The following is a 16,009-nucleotide window of genomic DNA, read 5'->3' as shown; positions in this document are numbered from 1 at the left end:
CATGCGCGTCAACAAGTACATCAGCGAAGCGGGAATCTGCTCGCGCCGCGAGGCCGACGATCTGCTCGTCGCCGGTCGCGTCACGATCAACGACGAGATCGTCGGCATGGGCGCCAAGGCGCTCGAAGGCGATGTCGTGAAGGTCGACGGCGACGTGGTGCTGGCGCGTACCCTCGTCGCCAGTCCGGTCAAGAGCCGCGGCGTGTACATCGCCCTGAACAAGCCCGTGGGAATCACCTGCACGACGGATACGACCGTCGACGGCAACATCGTCGACTTCGTCGACCACCCGCAGCGTATCTTTCCCATCGGGCGGCTCGACAAGGATTCGGAAGGACTGATCCTGCTGACCAGCAACGGCGACATCGTCAACGAGATCCTGCGTGCGGAGAATCACCATGAGAAGGAATACCTGGTTGCGGTCAACAAGGCCGTCACCGAGGAATTCCTGAAGGGAATGGCCAAGGGCGTGCGTATCCACGGCCAGATGACCAAGCCCTGCAAGGTCCGGAAGATCGCGAAGTTCGGCTTCGCGATCGTTCTCACGCAAGGCCTCAACCGGCAGATACGCCTGATGGCCGCCGAATTCGGCTATCGCGTGACCCAGCTGCGCCGCGTGCGCATCATCAACGTGAAGCTCGGGCACCTGAAGCCGGGACAGTGGCGAAACCTGACCGAGGCCGAACTTCGCGGCCTCCTGCCGCAACGGACACAATGGTAGTCGGCCTTACGCCCAGCCAGGGCAGGCAACAGTCGCGCCAGCCGACCCGGCCTTCGTCGACATAAAGTAGCCCACGGCAAGCCATGCCCCACAAGGATTCCAGCCCCAGGCGAGCGAGCGGAAGAATGCACTCGACGCCCATCGGGGCCGCGCATACCTGGGCGTGCGATCATACGTCCCATGAACGATTTCCAGCAGATGCCCCTATCGCCCGCCCTCCTGACCGCCGTGGAGAACCTGGGCTATACATCGATGACCCCGATCCAGAGGGAAAGCCTTCCGCCCATCCTCGATGGGCGCGATGTCATCGCGCAGGCCCGGACCGGCAGCGGCAAGACCGCCGCCTTCGGGCTTGGCCTGCTCCAGCGCATCGACGTACAGCAGATCCGCTTGCAGGCACTCGTGTTATGCCCCACCCGTGAACTTGCAGACCAGGTCAGCAAATCGATTCGCCGCCTGGCGACGAACATGCCCAACGTCAAGTTGCTGACCCTATGTGGCGGCATGCCGCTCGGCCCCCAGCTGGCCTCCCTGGAACACGATCCACACATCGTCGTCGGCACACCGGGCCGAGTGCAGGAACACCTCAAGCGCGGCAGTCTGCATGGTGGAGGCATCAAGGTGCTGGTGTTGGACGAGGCCGACCGCATGCTCGACATGGGCTTCGAGGAAGCCATCGACGACATCGTCAAGCGAATCGCGAAACATCACCAGACATTGCTCTTTTCAGCAACCTATCCGGACGCCATCCGCGCCGTGAGTGGCCGCGTGCAGCACGACCCGGTGACTGTCACCGTCGAGGAATCCCACGACGAAACCACGATCGAGCAACGCGCGGTGGAAGTCGAGCCTGCCGTCAAGGCCGATGTGCTCACGCGCATCCTGACCCAGGAGAAACCCGAAGCGACCCTCGTGTTCTGCAACATGCGCAAGGACACCGAAGCCGTGGCGGCGGAACTCGATCGTCGTGGTTTTTCCGCGCTTGCCCTGCATGGCGATCTCGAGCAACGTGATCGCGACGAGGTTCTCGTCCGTTTCGCCAACCGGAGCTGCTCGGTCCTCGTCGCGACCGACGTGGCGGCCCGTGGGCTGGACATCGCGGATCTGCCACTGGTGGTCAGTTACGACGTGGCCCACGACCCCGATACGCACACTCACCGTATCGGCCGTACCGGTCGCGCGGGAGCGACCGGCCTGGCAATCGTCCTGGCTGGCTCGCGTGAACTGGGCAAGCTCCGCCAGATCGAAGATCGCCTCGGTGGTCCACTCGTCCGCTACCCGGCCAAGCCGGCAAACGAAGCCCGCAAGGTGCTGAATCTCGCGCCCATGAAAACGCTCGTCGTCGATGGCGGCCGCAAGGACAAGATGCGCCCGGGCGATATCCTCGGTGCGCTCACGGGTGACGCAGGCCTCGATGCCAAGGACATTGGCAAGATCGATGTCTTCGCCACCCGTGCCTACGTTGCGATTCGCCGCGACCTGGCCAACAAAGCCCTGGAACGACTGCGCATGGGCAAGATCAAGGGCCGCAACTTCAGGGTGCGTCCCCTGTCCTAGATATCCTTCAGGGTCGCCTGCAAACCGAGGCCGACGAGGAATCGTCGTCGAGGGGATCTTCCAGGTCCGGTGACGTGCTCGCCGCGGGTGCCGAGAACATGGTGACGAGGTCACCGACGATGGCTTCGCGGGCCTCGCGAAGCGCCGCCCATGCCGGAGTCCGCAAGCCATCCTGATTTGCCCCGAAAACGTAGTTCACATGGACTTCCGAGCCTGTCTCGACAGCGAATCGGCGCAGCGCCGGGTCGCACGACTCGCAAGGTTGCTTGCTGACGAAGCCGAGCAGGTGACCGCCCGGTGCGACGGTTCCGTCGCGAATATCCCGGATGATCGCCTGAAGCACTTTGATCTCGGCATCGTTGCCACGATTAGGTCCGTTCGGACGGGCGGGTTGCGGCAGGACCTCGGAGCCTTCGGTAGCCGTCGCAACCATCGCGAACGTGACCACATCGTCCTGCTTGAAGTACTCGCTGTCCGGATCGGAGGGAGCGACCAATCCCGGCTCCCCTGGGTCGATGTACGTCCTGAATCCTCTTCCGGAAGCGGCGAGATAGGTCCGGGTGAACGGCACTCCTTCCACGACGTAACGGTATTCGAAATGAGCGAATGTCGCCCTGCGCAATTGCTGTTGAAACCGTGAGAGGGCCTGCACGGATACATAGCCCCCATGGTTCCTGGACGCGTCGACGAGCCAACCCGCCATGGCGTTCGCATAGTGGTTCATGGCGACGCCAATCCATGTCCGCATCATGTGGTCGTCGTCCTGGTCGATCGACAGCAATGTCACGCCGCCCTGAGAGATATCCTTGGCCGAGGATGGATATCCCGTAGCCAACACGCCGATGAATACCACGGCGAGCACGGTCGTGATCCGGCGCCTGACGGTCATGTTCATGGCCGCATCCCACAGGAAAGTCGCAAGGCACGCTTGGATGCGCCGAAAGCATCACGGTAGGACACACCCCCCTCCTCCAGGAGTTGACCGGTCACCTTCGCCTGCACCACCTCGATACGCGTAACCTCCGCGATGGCATCGGGCCGGCGGATACCGATCCATCCCTGACGGCTGCTGCGCAAGGGCGCCGCCATGCGCTGCGCAAGACTGGCGTTCCCATTCGCTTCATCAGGGATCGAGGCAAGCTCCCGCACCAGTTCGTGCGCGTACCACACATGGACGGCCCGGTCCGTCGCATCGTCGAAGCACAGTGGCCGCCGGTCGAAAGCGCCCATGCCTGCGTGCTCAGGGTCATGCCTGCCATCTTCCAGACAGGGCTCGTGCTCGAACGGAAGGCGCTGCCGGTACGCCGCGGCAATGCGCCCCAGCCGTAACGCTGCCGGCAGCTGACGAAATCCGTAGGCACTCGTCGAGCCGGCGTCCCACGCCGCCAGGGCGCCGTCGAGGAACTGGATCAGGTAGTGGAAATCGTGCGCTTGCATGAACTCGCCTCCCACGAATCGATCGAGCACGTCGTGGCGAAGACCTCGGGTTTTCCACAAGGAAGAGGGTGTCGCCGCCAGCTTCGCCCGCAGCAATTGAGCGGCGAGCGCGTAGTTCGCCGTCATCGCCGGATGCTCCAGGCCCTGGCTATGGATGGCCTGGGTGTAGATATCCGGTTCGATACCGGCTTTCACGATGCTCCACGCGCCCGGGAGGTAGCGGAATTCTGCCGGCATCCTGAAGGTTTCGCTCGATATCCGGGCCTTCGTGAAACCGAGGTCCCATACTTTCATGTCATGGAGATCGCGCACGTTCACGGGATGTTCCGGTGTCGATACGCTTTCGATGGCGCGCCGTGTGGGCGCGTCCGGCGAGGGAAGCGGTGACCGTTGGATGTTCGCGTAGGGTGAAGAGGGTCGATCGAGAACGTAGCGCGCGTAGGATTCGTCGTTGCCGCTGTTAAGGTATTCGTAACTGCCGCTCTCCCGCGAGTACTCGCGAATGAGCGCAGTCATCGGATCGGTGGCAAGCGTCGTCGCGCTGGCGACCCGTGCCATCGAGCAAACGGCAATCGCGAAGGCGACGATGCCGCGTCCCGGTTTCAAAAGCACGGGATCGAATGCGGCGAAGGCGGATGCCGGATATGGCATCCGATGGAGCGACAGGGGCATGGCGATTCCTTTCATGCACGGCCGTCCGCGCAGGTGGCCTCACATTCGAGCAGGACCGCCTGTCACAGGCCATCAGGCAAGCGCTGGACAGTCCCCAGCCCGGACGCCAAAGCGTGTCGGTCGTCACCGGCCGTTCGTGAAGGTCATGTACCTCGCGGCTTGGCGCGATGGGTCGCCGCCGCCGTCCACGGATCGTCGGGCCAGGGGTGTTTCGGATAGCGCCCCTTCAGCTCCTTCCTGACCTCCGGGTAGGTACGATTCCAGAATCCGGCGAGGTCCTGCGTGACCTGGATCGGACGTCCCGCCGGCGATAACAGGTGCAGCATTACCGGCACGCGCCCATCGCCCACCTGCGGTGTGTCGGACAGGCCGAACAGTTCCTGCAGCTTCACGGCGAGTACCGGCGGTGCGCCCGGATCGTCATCGCGGGTGCCATAGACGAGCCGGCGGCTCATGCCGCTGGGTACCTTGAGTTCTTCCGGCGCATGCGCGTCGAGGGCGCGGCGCTGCTCGTAGTCGAGCATCGCCGACAATGCTTCCGACAACTCGGCGGCCTGCACGGCTTCGATCCGCCGCTTGCCGGTGAGGTACGGTGAAAGCCAGACATCGACCGTGCGCGTCAACGCATCGTCCGATACGTCGGGCAGGTCCAGTTCGGGACGCCATGCACGCAATGCTCCGATCCGTGCGCGCAGGCGCAGGGCCTGCTCGCTCCACGGCAACGTTGCCACGCCACGTGTACGTATCGCGGCCAGCAGCGCAGGTAGCGCATCGGCACCCGTGACAGGAACGGCCTTGCGCGAAATCAGCAATGCATCGAAACGACGTTCTTCGAAGCCTTCGGCGATTTGCCGCGCGTCATCCCAGCGCAGGACGCGTTCGGTGACGAACCGGTCCGCATGCTCGCGTTCGAGCACGCCGGGATCGAAAGGCGCGGCGGCGAAGACGAGGCTGTCGCGGGCATCCAGGCGCAGGTCCAGTACCACGAGCCACGGCTCGCCATGCAAGGCGCTCGCTTCGTGCAAACGCGCGCCGCGACCATTGGCCAGCTGGTAGCGCATCGATTGTGATTCGTCACGACGCGCGACCCGATCGGGAAAAGCGTGGACGAGGAGATCGCCGACCGCATGCGCGTTGGGTACACCGCTGGCGGCCGTGCGTGCACCGAGCCTTCGACGCCATCCCGAGGAAGCCTTCTCGATGGCCGCAAGCGCACCTACGTCGGCCGAGCCGGCGCGCGCCGCGCGGGCACCGCCATCGCGCCAGAGATGCAAGGCCGCCAGGCGCTGGCGAAAATCGTCCGAGCGGCCGTATTCGCCCCGCAGGGGCGACCTCGCCTCGACGAGAGCCAACAAGTCGGAAACCAATGCCCTGTGTTCGGGAGGCGCCCGCAGCGCCGCGGCCGCCAGGCGTGGCGCCGCGCCCAGGGCCAGCATCTCGCGGCCCAGGCTGGTGATGATGGAGGCCTCGTCCAGCGCCCCGAGGCGGCGCAGCAGGTCACGCGCCTGGCCCATCGCGCCGGCCGGTGGCGCGTCGAGCCATGGCAATTCATCGGTGCCCCAACCAGCTAGCTCGAGGGCGAGGCCGGAAAGTTCGGTATGTTCGATCTCCGCCGTCCGGGACGGGTCGAGGCGGCGGCTCTGCGGCCACAACCGGTACGCGACGCCCTCGGCGACACGACCGGCGCGACCCGCGCGCTGGTCGGCCGACGCCTGCGAGATGCTCACCGTTTCCAGGCGGGAAAAACCGGAGGGTGGATCGAAGCGTGGTTCGCGTGCAAGGCCCGAATCGACGACCGCGCGAATCCCAGGCAAGGTCACGCTGGACTCGGCCACGTTGGTTGCAAGGACGACACGGCGCGTACCGGGATCGGCCGGCGCCAACGCCAGTTGCTGTTCGGCCAGGGAAAGCTCGCCGTGAAGGGCGACGATCTCGGCGCCTTCGACCTGCCGTTCGAGCATCGCACGCGCACGCTCGATCTCGCGGCGCCCAGGCAGGAAGGCAAGCACGTCGCCATCGACCTCCCTGAGCGCCTGCGACACGACGCGCACGAGGTGCTGCTCCACCGTCTCCTGCGGGCGTACCGGCGGATACTCGACACGCACGGGAAAACTGCGTCCCGGGCTGCTGAGCCTTGGCGCATCGAGCCATTGCGCGATGCGCTCGCCGTCCAGCGTTGCCGACATCACCAGCAGGCGCAAGTCCGGACGCAGGCTCGCCTGCACGTCCAGTGCAAGCGCCGCACCGAGATCCCCCGCGAGATGACGTTCGTGGAACTCATCGAAGACGACGGCACGGACGCCGTCCAGCGATGGATCGTCCTGGATCATCCGGCCCAGGATGCCTTCGGTGACGACCTCGATGCGGGTGCGCGGGCCGATGCGGGACTCGAAACGGATGCGGTAACCCACCGTTTCGCCGACATCTTCACCGAGTTGACTCGCCATGAACGACGCAGCCGCCCGTGCCGCGATCCGTCGCGGCTCGAGCATGACGATACGTCCGCCGGCCAGCCATGGCGCATGCAGCAATGCCAACGGCACCTGGGTGGTCTTGCCGGCACCGGGCGGTGCCTCCAGTACGAGACGTGGCCGCTCCGCCAGCGAGGCCACGATCTCAGGGAGCAGCGGGGAGATGGGAAAGACAGGACTCATGTACCGGCTATGGTACGCAAGCCTGCGTCCCCGCGGCCACGTACCCTATCCTTCCGCCTTGTCTCCGGCCGCCATCGGCGCGACCTCCGCCGCTGCCTCGAAGGGCCGCAGCGAGCGGAACGCACGCCGGTAATCTTCCGACACCCGCTTGGCATCCTCGCCACCGGTGATGACCTTCGGCGTGATCAGGACGATCAGCTCGGTACGCTCCCCGGTATCCATGTTCGTGCGGAACAACGCACCGAGGAATGGAACGCGTGACAGGAAAGGCACGCCGCTGCGCGATTGGGCCTCGGATTCCTGGATCAGTCCACCCAGCAGGACGGTCTGCCCGCTTTGGACGGCCACCTGCGTGGTGAGCTTGCGTTTGATGATCGGCACGTTGTCGCCCAGACGGATTCCCGCCCGGCTCACTTCCTGGGCGACATCGAGGTAAACCAGGCCGCCGGGATTGACGCGGGGGCGAACATCGAGGATGACGCCGGTGTCCTTGTACTCGACCTGCCCCACCTGGCTATTGCCTCCCAGCGAGGTATTCACGTATGTCTGCGTCACCGGGATCTGATCGCCGACCTGTATGCGCGCCTTGCGGTTGTTCACCACGACCAGCGATGGCGCCGAAAGAATCTTCGCGTTGTCATCCTGTTGCATCGCATGCAGGACGACCTGCAGATCCTTGTTGACGAACGAGTAGTAAAGCGTGTCCCGCCGTCCGTTCAAGCCAGGGCCTCCGCCAAGGGTCCACCGCTGCTTGTTGCCTGGCTGGGCCACTTCACCGTTGCCGCCAGCCATGCCTTCCAGATACCACTGCACGCCGAAACGGAACTCGTCCCGCAGCGTAACCTCGAGGATGCGGGTCTCGATCTGCACCTGAAGCGGTATCGCATCGAGCCGCTCGAGCGCCTGGCGAATCTCCGACCACTGCGACGGACGCGCCCTCACCATCAACTGGTTATTGGTATCGATAGCGGTCACCCGGATGCCCGACGCTCCGTCGCCACCCTTGCCGGCAGGCGGATGCGTCTGCGGTGGCTGGAAGAACGGCGATTGCTCGGTGGACTGACCATCGCCGCCGGGATTCCCTTCGCTCGCATTGGATTCGCCGCCATCACCTAACGCCGATGGCGTAAGACCGGGCGCCAGTACGGGCGCGGGTGGGGCCTGGGTCGAGCCACCAAAGACGTTCGCCACGTAGCGTGCGAGGTCGGATGCCAGCAGGTGGCGAACGTCGTATACGAACAGGCGGGGTTCGTTGCCACCGCCACGATCGATACGGGCGATCCATTCGCCCACCTGGTCGAGGTGCGCCGCCTGCGTGGCGATCACGACGAGCGCATTGGTTCGCTCGATGGGCATGAACCGGATCAACCCAGCGACGGGCGCACCGCTTTTCTCGCCGAACACCGAATCGAGCGCCGGCAGCAGCTCGCCCACCGATGCGTGTTCCAGGCCGAATACACCGACCGACATGCCGGCGACCCAGTCGACGTCGAAGGTGTCGATCGTTTCGCCGTAGTTGGCCAGTTCGTCGCGGGTCCCTGCGACGACGAGTACATTGCGTGAGGCGTCGGCGAGGAGGATGGCGTCGGCGGTCGCGAAGGGCGCGAGCAGCTTGGCCATGGCCGGTGCCGCCACATGGTGAAGGGGAAAGAGCCGCGCACTCAGGCCGGCTGCCGGCTTGGCGGCCTTGAGGCTCGGTACCAGGCGCCCGGCTACCGCCTGGTGCGCCGGCAGGACACTGTAGCGACCGTGCTCACGCACCAGTGCGTTACCCGTCCACGCAAGCAATGTTTCCAGGATAGGCAATGCATCGTCTCGCGCGACGGGGCGCGAGGTGGAGAAGGAAATGGTTCCCTGCACACCGGGAGCCAACGAATAATTCTCGGCGAGCAAATCGCCGAGGATGGCCTTCACCACCGCTTCGACGGGCTGGTCCTCGAAATTCAACGTTACCGCGCCCTTGCCGGTCACCGCCGGGCGGGGCACGTCGGCCGCGCGAGGGCGTATGAAGCGACCGCTTCCATGTTCGATTTCCCGGGCGACGGAAGGGTTTGTCGCGCGGGGAACATCGGATACCCCGCCCTCCTCCGGAGCCAGTGGAAGAGATGAAGGAACAGGCCGGTCCACCCCTTCCAGTGCGGCCCGTTCGATGGCTCCGGACCCTTGTCGGGGCTTATGCGGGGCGCAAGCCGCCGTCAGCAAGGCCGAAAGCACGGCCAAGCCGATAATGCTGCGTTTCATGGTGTTGCTCCTCCTTCCCTGGGGGCGCGTCGAGCGCCCGCTACTGCGAATCCAATGATTGCTGGCGTTGTTGCTGCTGTTCCATGCGACGTTTCTGCACGGCTTGCTTCAAGGCCTCTATACGGGCCCGCTGGAGGGCGTCGTCATCCTGCCGGGGAGGCGCCTCGCGAGTCGACGACGATGCCGCCGGATGGGGAAGCGCGGGGCCGGTCATGCCCTGTGAAGGCAGTTGCTCCACGTGAACGCCGTTGCCTGATGGCGCAGGCTGTGCACGAGGTGGTTGCGGTGGCTGGCCCGGCTGACCGGGGGGCATGCCGGGAGGCCGCTGACCGTTCTTCGTGAGAGGTTCCGGAGCGGCTACTTTCAGCGTCAGCTCGCGATGTTCACCGCCGTTGTCGAACACCGCGCTGCGTGGCGTGAGCGAGGCGAGAGTCCAGTGGCCGTCGGCGAGCGCGGAGCCTTCCTTCACTCGCACGGTGGAATCCTTGCCACGATCGCGAAGCAAGGCCATGCGCAGTTCGGGCGTCATGATGATGCCGGTCAACTCGAGGTCGCCGATGTTGCTCGATGAATCGTCGGTATCGGCCACGGCGACCGGCTTGCGGTCCGCCATGAACAAAGGCCGCTGCCAGACTTCGGAAAAGCGTGCGAGCGGCGTCGGCGCCGGCATCTCCACCGGCCGCGCGGCCGGCAATGGTTCGGCGGCTGCCGGATCGTCCCAATGCACTCCCCGCCCTACACCGAATACCAGGGAAGCGAACACCGCGGCGAGCACCACCGTGGCGGTAGTGAGGACAGGGGTCAGCCTTCGTTGTCCTGCGGCGTTCACGAAGCCGCCTTCGCCGCGCGCGCGGCATGGATGTAACCGGAGACGGTGAACTGCACTTCCATCGGTGCGGCCGCACCGGAACGCGCAGCCACCGGATTGCGGTAGATGCTGAAGTCCTCGATGAAAAGATACGGTGTCTCTTCCTCGATATCGTGCAACACGGCCGTCATCGGTTGCACCTGGCAACGAAGGCTGATGTTCACCGTCACTTTCCGGTAGGGATCGCCTGCCTTCTCCTGGCTGGGTACAGGCATCTTCTGGACGACATCGCACGCGCCGTCCTCGCGGTGCGCGGCGGCGACGTCGACGATGCGTTGCATCAGGCCGGCGGCGGCGGCGTTCGTGTCGTCACCGGGCAGGAAGGCGTCGCTATGGGTCTGTCCCTGCTCCAGCGATGCCAGCCGTTTTTCGAGTTGGGGCCGCTCCGCGATAGCCGCCGCGTAGCGGCGCTGGGTATCGCGCAGGTCGTCCATTTCGTCGGCCACGGTCAACTGTGGCGCGACGAACCACCAGTGCACGAGGGCGAAGTAACCGATCGCGACCACCACCACGAGCAGCAGGATGGCGGCGACGCGGGACTCAGCGGGCTTCATGCGCATCGGCGGTCTCCTTTCCCTGGACAGGTGCCGGTTTCGCCGACGTCGTCGATGCGTTCGCGGGCTTGGGGGCCGACGCGCTGGCGGCCGGCCCGGCTGCGGTGGCCTTGGCCGGCCCGGCGTCCGGCTTGGGCACCAGTGCCTTGGCTTGCATATAGAAACGTTCCTTGCCGGAGGTCGGGTCCGCCTGGATGGTGCCCTGGAAACTCGGGTCGCCGATCGTGCGGGCACCTTTCAATGCGTCGATCAGGCGCGCCGCCTGGGGACTCTGGCCCTGGAACCCCAATTGGCCGCTGGCGTTGAGGGTGAAGCGTTCGAGCCAGGTGTCATCCGGCAGGCGGTGTGTCAGTTCTTCCAGTACGGGAAGGACGGCGGCGGTCTCCATTTTCTTGCGTGCGAGGAAACCGGAGGCGCCCGCACTCTCCGTGAGCCGTTGGCGCAGTGCCTTGACCCGCTGCGCATCACCCTGCATCGCCTCCACATCGGCGCGCATGGTTTCGAGCGCCGCGTTCCTGTTGTGCAACCAGGCGGCCATGACGGCGAACAGCAGCAGCCCCATGACCGCGAGCAGGCCGGCGTTGAGTCGCCGACGCCGGTCGACGCGACGCGGTGCACGTGTCGGCGGCAGCAGGTCGACGCCTGCGAGGGCATGACCTTGTGCGACGTCGACCCGATCGGGCGCCACGCCCAGAGATGCGAGCTCGTCGAGCAGGGGATCGAGCATCGCTCGCGGCGTGGCGGCGAGTTCGGCGACGAAACGCCCTTCGGGACCTCCCCCACCGAGTTCACGTACACCGTAATGGATGTCTTCCGCGCGGAAGGGTGTCTGCCTGTCGAGATCGTAGCCCACGACCTGACGCAGGTTGTCGCGCGCCGCGACAGGCAAGACAAGGCGACGGCGCAATACCTGCGCGGCGGGCAGTACCAGGGCGATCCGGCGGTCTGCCGGGTCGGCCTCCGACAGGGCGCGCGCCAGCACGGCTACCCGGTGTTCCGCACCGTCGATATCCGCGACTTCCGCCAGGACGGCCGACTCCCCCGAGCGGCGCAACCGCCACCCATCGGTTTGGCGCTCGACCGCATACCAGCGTTCGCCACCGGCGAACGCCGCGCGCCAGCGCACCGGCACCAGGGCTGCGAGCTCACCGCCCCACCAGCGCAGGAAGCCAGGCAGCGCTGTGCCCCGCCAGGCGCGGCGCAGGCGGTCGAGCTGGACCTGGGAGGCTTCCTGCAATGTGCTCATTCAACATCTCCTTCGCGCCAACGCAAAACGGCGTAGGGCTGATTTCCGGATCTTATCCCACGCAAACGGATCGTCGATGTAAGGGAACTCCTGGTTCCGTCGTCAAGGATCGCCTCCGCACGTATCGTGTGCGTGACACCGTTGCCTCCCGCGATGGCCGCGCCGCTGTTCTGTCCACGGCTCGCCAGGATGGCGTCCGCGCCCGCGCTGCCCAGCCCGGGAATGGAGGCCAGCGCCAACGGCTGCGCGTGTTCGGTATTGGGCCGCTCGCGTCCCGACCAGATCGTGAGCGCGGGCGCCACCGTCGTCCACAGGCGCGCGTCCATGCCCAGGACCATGCGGGCTTCCTCCACCGTGGCGAACGGTCCGTTGCGCGGTCCATACGCGAGGCCCGCCGCCTCGTATTGCGGCTTCTTGGCGCCATTGGGCGATGCCGCGTCGCCGGGGCGGCGCCAGTCCTGGATGGCGGCGGACAGGCTCCCGGCCTTGTCGTCGGTTGCGCCTGCGGCCTTGAACAGGCCGGTGAGGACGTCGCCGGATGCGGCGTTGAGGTCGACCTTGCCATCCTCGTCGACGATCGTGATGTTCACGTTCGCATCGTCGAATGCGAACACGTAAGGCCGGCCATCGGCCACCCATCGAGACGCGGCATCGGGCGTCTGCAATCCTTCGATCGCGCGCATGACGCCAGCCTCCGCGGCGTAGTGCGCGCGCGTCTGCGCGAACTGGTAGCGCGCCTGCAAGCCCTCGGTGCGGGCAAGCGCGGCGAAACCACCGAGCATGATCGCCAGAAGCGTGCAGCCCCACAGGACGATGAGCAGGGCCACGCCACGGTCGCGACGCGCGATCACCGCAGCACCGTTCCGCGCGTGCCGCGCAGCATGCCGAATCCATTGCGCGAGGCGGACGGATCGATCCTGATCGGAGCGACGAGCGTCGGAAAGGCCACGTTGCCACCCACATCCAGCGCGATGCGCACCAGTGACGGCATGCGCCGCGTGTCGGTCCACGTGTCCTGCCAGTCGCCCGGCCGGTTCTGATCGTCCATGCCGCGATAGGCGAACGCGCCCTTGCCGATGCCGCGCAGGAGGACCTCGGGTTCACCGAGCGGTTGCGGCTCGCCACCATCGGGGGGTAACAAGGCGAGCGCCACCTCCAGCCGATAACTCGAATGGCCGTCTTCCACCAGCGACACCGTCTGCAACTGCGGGCCGAGCTTCGACAGGTAGCCCGGCATGGGAGCCACGAAACGCAACGAGTGGTCGTCGCCGGCGAAGACGACCGGATCGCCGTCGTCGGTCTGCCCGAAAGGAATCACCAGCGCCTGCGCCAGTTCACTACGCAGGAACGATTGAGCCGAGCGGATCTCGTCCATGCGCTCGATGGCGTCGCTACCGCTGCGCACGATACGTGTCGCCGTGCTGATGCCGGAATACACACCCAGCAACACGATGGTCAGCAAGGCTAACGCCGCCAGCACCTCCATCAGGCTGAATCCGGGCGCGCGTCTCATTGCGGAGTACCCCCGCCCGAGCCGGCCAGGCGCAGCGTGGAGAAACGCGCGTGCCGTTCGTCGCCGCCTCGCCCCCAGATCACGTCGAGATCGAGCCGGTACATCCCCGCCGCCGCGAACCCGTCCGCCGCCGGCTTCTCGTCGGGCGGCTGGTAGCGACTGACATTCATGCGCCAGCGGTAGGTATCGTCGAAGTGGCCTTCACTGTCGCCTTCACGCACGGGCTCCATCACGAAGGCGCCGTCGAGCAGGCTGCGTGCCCGCAGCGCGGCCTGGGTGCGTTCGTTCGCCCGCGAGGTGAGGCTGAGCGAACTGCCGGCGACCTGCATGAGCGCCGCGAAGGCGATGGCGAGTACCGCGATGGCGGCGATCACTTCGAGCAGGCTGAAGCCTTGCTGGCGCGTGCGGGTCATCGCGTGTCCACCACGCTGACCGCACCGGTCAGCCAGCCGACATTGACATGCCACTCGCGCTGGCCACGCTTGAGGGTGATGCGTCCGCCCGTGGAACTGCCATCCGGAAAGAAACGGATGCGTCCGGTGCTGGCGTTGGCCTGGTCTTCGCGCGCACTGGTGATCGACACGTGCATATCCTTGGGCAAGCGCACATCCGGCTTCCCAGGCGCCTTATAGGTCGACGCGGAGGTATCGACTTCCAGCGCGAGGCTCTGGCCACGCACGATCGATTGCGCGCGGGTCCAGCGCAACGCCGCCGCGAGCTCGCCGCTGGCGGCATTGACCCGCGCGCTGGCCAACCCCTGTGTCACCGGGATCGAAACCGCCGCCGCGGCGATCCCGATCAACAGGATCACAGCCAGCATCTCGAACAGCGTGAATCCGCGCGCGCGCATGGCCGTGACTCGTACCGCTGCCGCCGGTTACTGCCAGTTGCCGACGTCGGCCGAGTAGCCGTCGCCGCCGGCCTTTCCATCCTGGCCGTAGAACACGAGATCGAAGCTGCCGTGCTCGCCCGGGTAGCGGTAGCCGAACGGATGGCCCCAGGGATCCTTGAGATCGGACGCCTTCGCGTACGGGCCCTGCCAGCTGCTCGCGTCGGCGGGCTTGGTGGTGAGGTCGTCGAGCGAATGCGGGGGCGTGCCGTTGTCGAGCGCGTAGTTCTCGATCTTCTGACTCAGTGTGGTGAGCTGGGCCTTGCCCGCGCCGTACTTGCCCTTGTCGACGTTCTTGCCGACCTGGGTCACCACGATGGCGCCGATGATGCCGATCAGGACGATCACGGCGAGCATTTCCAGCAGCGTGAAGCCGCGGGCGTGGCGGTGGCGGAGGGTACGGTTCGCGCGCATGGGAAAACTCCTTGGAACGGTTTGATCAGTTGATGTTGCTGGTAAGGCTGAGCAGGGGCAGCAGGATCGCCGCCATGATGAAGGCGACCATGACGGTCATCACGATGGTCAGGGTCGGCACGAGCGCGGCAAGCAAGCGATCGATGGCGCGCTTGGCCTCCACGTCGAAAGTGTCGGCGACCTTGAGCAACATCGTATCCAGTGCGCCGGCTTCCTCGCCGACCTGGATCATCTGCAGGGCGAGCCGCGGGAAACGCTCCGTCTGGCTCAACGCGCTGCCAAGGCCGGCGCCCCCTTTCACACGCTCGGCGGCCTGTTCGAGAGCGAGGTCGAGGGCACGATTGGAGGTGACCTGGCGCGCGATCGCGAGGGACGAGAGCAGCGGCACGCCGTTTTTCAGCAGCGTGCCCAGCGTGCGGGCGATGCGCGCGGTCTCGACCTTGAGCAGCAAGGGCCCGGCGACCCGCATTGTAAGCAGGCGGCCGTGGAAAGCCAGCTTGGTCTCCGCATCGCGCAGGCGCAGACGCAGGAACATGGCGAGCACCACGAGGAACACGCCGATCGCCCACCACCAGTCGCTGATCACCGTGCCGATCGCCAGCACCACCTTGGTGATGAGTGGTATCGGTACCTGCATGTCGGCGAAGATCGGTACGAACTGCGGCACCACGTAGGCCAGCAACAACACGAGGGAGCCGAGCACGCCGACCATCAGGAAGGCCGGATAGATCAACGCATTGATGATGCTGCCGCGCAGGGCCTGCGACCGCTCCAGGTAATCGGCGAGACGTCGCAGCGTTTCATCCAGCGAACCACCGGCCTCGCCAGCGCGCACCAGGCTCACGTACAGCCGGGGGAACACGCCGTTCTCCTCGTCGAGCGCCGTGGAAAGGGTGGTACCACCGCGCACCCGGTCGCGGATGCGCTCCACCATGTTCTTCGCACGTTCGCCCTCGGGCAGGTCGAGCAGGATGCCGAGCGCGCGATCCAACGGTTGTCCCGCGCCGAGCAGCGTGGCGAGCTGGTGGGTGAACTGGGCGAGCTGATCGCCGGTGAACGCGCCTTTGCGGAACATGGCGGCGATGCCGCCGCCCGACGATTCGCCATCGGCTGGCGCGGCTTCCAGCGGGGTATGTCCCTGGTCCTGCAACCGGGCGACGACATCCTCGACGGACGAGGCTTCCATGCGGCCCGTCAGGGCCTCGCCGGCGGCGCTGATGGCTCGATAGCGGAACTGGCTCAT

The 16,009-nt window shown here is 66.0% G+C and carries 15 protein-coding genes; 2 read left to right on the top strand and 13 right to left on the bottom strand.

The genetic code is table 11. From position 1 onward, the window contains the following. The first annotated feature begins 1 nt into the window (after position 1). A complete protein-coding gene (locus ACN9M2_RS01800; RefSeq protein ID WP_426286482.1) occupies positions 2-721 on the top strand; it encodes a pseudouridine synthase in 720 nt (239 codons plus the stop codon). 180 nt (positions 722-901) lie between these two features. Beyond that, a complete protein-coding gene (gene dbpA / locus ACN9M2_RS01795) occupies positions 902-2,278 on the top strand; it encodes an ATP-dependent RNA helicase DbpA (RefSeq protein WP_426286481.1) in 1,377 nt (458 codons plus the stop codon). A gap of 7 nt (positions 2,279-2,285) precedes the next feature. Here the strand turns inward: dbpA and ACN9M2_RS01790 are convergent, their stop codons facing one another. From ACN9M2_RS01790 to gspF, 13 genes are all read right to left on the bottom strand, one after another. Then, a complete protein-coding gene (locus ACN9M2_RS01790) occupies positions 2,286-3,173 on the bottom strand; it encodes a hypothetical protein (protein WP_426286480.1) in 888 nt (295 codons plus the stop codon). Then, positions 3,170-4,387 (bottom strand): hypothetical protein, encoded by a 1,218-nt coding sequence (locus ACN9M2_RS01785; RefSeq protein WP_426286479.1) that lies wholly within the window; start codon positions 4,385-4,387, stop codon positions 3,170-3,172. The genes ACN9M2_RS01790 and ACN9M2_RS01785 overlap by 4 nt, the downstream gene beginning before the upstream one ends. A gap of 143 nt (positions 4,388-4,530) precedes the next feature. After that, positions 4,531-7,041, bottom strand: a complete 2,511-nt coding sequence (gene hrpB, locus ACN9M2_RS01780) for an ATP-dependent helicase HrpB (RefSeq protein WP_426286477.1) — start codon at positions 7,039-7,041, stop codon at positions 4,531-4,533. A 45-nt stretch (positions 7,042-7,086) separates the two neighbouring features. Then, the gene (gene gspD / locus ACN9M2_RS01775) at positions 7,087-9,282 is read right to left on the bottom strand and encodes a type II secretion system secretin GspD (protein WP_426286476.1); all 2,196 of its coding nucleotides are present in this window, start codon (positions 9,280-9,282) and stop codon (positions 7,087-7,089) included. Positions 9,283-9,322: 40 nt separating this feature from the next. Then, positions 9,323-10,111 carry a hypothetical protein gene (locus ACN9M2_RS01770; protein WP_426286475.1) on the bottom strand — a complete coding sequence of 263 codons (789 nt, stop codon included), beginning with the start codon at positions 10,109-10,111 and terminating at the stop codon, positions 9,323-9,325. Beyond that, a complete protein-coding gene (gene gspM, locus ACN9M2_RS01765; protein ID WP_426286474.1) occupies positions 10,108-10,710 on the bottom strand; it encodes a type II secretion system protein GspM in 603 nt (200 codons plus the stop codon). Before gspM ends, ACN9M2_RS01770 begins: the two co-directional genes overlap by 4 nt. After that, on the bottom strand, positions 10,691-11,950 hold the full coding sequence (locus ACN9M2_RS01760) for a PilN domain-containing protein (protein WP_426286473.1): 1,260 nt from the start codon (positions 11,948-11,950) through the stop codon (positions 10,691-10,693). The genes gspM and ACN9M2_RS01760 overlap by 20 nt, the downstream gene beginning before the upstream one ends. Next, positions 11,947-12,801: a general secretion pathway protein GspK gene (locus ACN9M2_RS01755; RefSeq protein WP_426286472.1), complete on the bottom strand. Its 855-nt coding sequence runs from the start codon at positions 12,799-12,801 to the stop codon at positions 11,947-11,949. The genes ACN9M2_RS01760 and ACN9M2_RS01755 overlap by 4 nt, the downstream gene beginning before the upstream one ends. Continuing rightward, complete coding sequence (locus ACN9M2_RS01750; protein WP_426286471.1) at positions 12,798-13,463, bottom strand: prepilin-type N-terminal cleavage/methylation domain-containing protein; 666 nt, start codon at positions 13,461-13,463, stop codon at positions 12,798-12,800. Before ACN9M2_RS01750 ends, ACN9M2_RS01755 begins: the two co-directional genes overlap by 4 nt. Continuing rightward, positions 13,460-13,876 (bottom strand): prepilin-type N-terminal cleavage/methylation domain-containing protein, encoded by a 417-nt coding sequence (locus ACN9M2_RS01745; protein WP_426286470.1) that lies wholly within the window; start codon positions 13,874-13,876, stop codon positions 13,460-13,462. The genes ACN9M2_RS01750 and ACN9M2_RS01745 overlap by 4 nt, the downstream gene beginning before the upstream one ends. After that, positions 13,873-14,313, bottom strand: a complete 441-nt coding sequence (locus ACN9M2_RS01740; RefSeq protein WP_426286469.1) for a GspH/FimT family pseudopilin — start codon at positions 14,311-14,313, stop codon at positions 13,873-13,875. The genes ACN9M2_RS01745 and ACN9M2_RS01740 overlap by 4 nt, the downstream gene beginning before the upstream one ends. Before the next feature lie 27 nt (positions 14,314-14,340). Next, complete coding sequence (gene gspG, locus ACN9M2_RS01735; protein WP_426287975.1) at positions 14,341-14,709, bottom strand: type II secretion system major pseudopilin GspG; 369 nt, start codon at positions 14,707-14,709, stop codon at positions 14,341-14,343. 82 nt (positions 14,710-14,791) lie between these two features. Further along, the gene (gene gspF / locus ACN9M2_RS01730; protein ID WP_426286468.1) at positions 14,792-16,009 is read right to left on the bottom strand and encodes a type II secretion system inner membrane protein GspF; all 1,218 of its coding nucleotides are present in this window, start codon (positions 16,007-16,009) and stop codon (positions 14,792-14,794) included.

The sequence above is a fragment of the Luteibacter sp. E-22 genome (genome assembly GCF_049913125.1).
Lineage (GTDB): Bacteria > Pseudomonadota > Gammaproteobacteria > Xanthomonadales > Rhodanobacteraceae > Luteibacter.
The sequence above is the reverse complement of the archived record's forward strand: the minus strand, read 5'-3'. Positions and strand labels throughout refer to the sequence as shown.

Excerpts from the sequence above, each read along its gene's own strand:
- ACN9M2_RS01800 (WP_426286482.1), top strand. The coding sequence starts at position 2 with ATGCGCGTCAACAAGTACATCAGCGAAGCGGGAATCTGCTCGCGCCGC.
- dbpA (WP_426286481.1), top strand. The coding sequence starts at position 902 with ATGAACGATTTCCAGCAGATGCCCCTATCGCCCGCCCTCCTGACCGCC.
- ACN9M2_RS01790 (WP_426286480.1), bottom strand. The coding sequence starts at position 3,173 with ATGAACATGACCGTCAGGCGCCGGATCACGACCGTGCTCGCCGTGGTA.
- ACN9M2_RS01785 (WP_426286479.1), bottom strand. The coding sequence starts at position 4,387 with ATGCCCCTGTCGCTCCATCGGATGCCATATCCGGCATCCGCCTTCGCC.
- hrpB (WP_426286477.1), bottom strand. The coding sequence starts at position 7,041 with ATGAGTCCTGTCTTTCCCATCTCCCCGCTGCTCCCTGAGATCGTGGCC.
- gspD (WP_426286476.1), bottom strand. The coding sequence starts at position 9,282 with ATGAAACGCAGCATTATCGGCTTGGCCGTGCTTTCGGCCTTGCTGACG.
- gspM (WP_426286474.1), bottom strand. The coding sequence starts at position 10,710 with ATGCGCATGAAGCCCGCTGAGTCCCGCGTCGCCGCCATCCTGCTGCTC.
- ACN9M2_RS01760 (WP_426286473.1), bottom strand. The coding sequence starts at position 11,950 with ATGAGCACATTGCAGGAAGCCTCCCAGGTCCAGCTCGACCGCCTGCGC.
- ACN9M2_RS01750 (WP_426286471.1), bottom strand. The coding sequence starts at position 13,463 with ATGAGACGCGCGCCCGGATTCAGCCTGATGGAGGTGCTGGCGGCGTTA.
- ACN9M2_RS01745 (WP_426286470.1), bottom strand. The coding sequence starts at position 13,876 with ATGACCCGCACGCGCCAGCAAGGCTTCAGCCTGCTCGAAGTGATCGCC.
- ACN9M2_RS01740 (WP_426286469.1), bottom strand. The coding sequence starts at position 14,313 with ATGCGCGCGCGCGGATTCACGCTGTTCGAGATGCTGGCTGTGATCCTG.
- gspG (WP_426287975.1), bottom strand. The coding sequence starts at position 14,709 with ATGCTCGCCGTGATCGTCCTGATCGGCATCATCGGCGCCATCGTGGTG.
- gspF (WP_426286468.1), bottom strand. The coding sequence starts at position 16,009 with ATGAGCCAGTTCCGCTATCGAGCCATCAGCGCCGCCGGCGAGGCCCTG.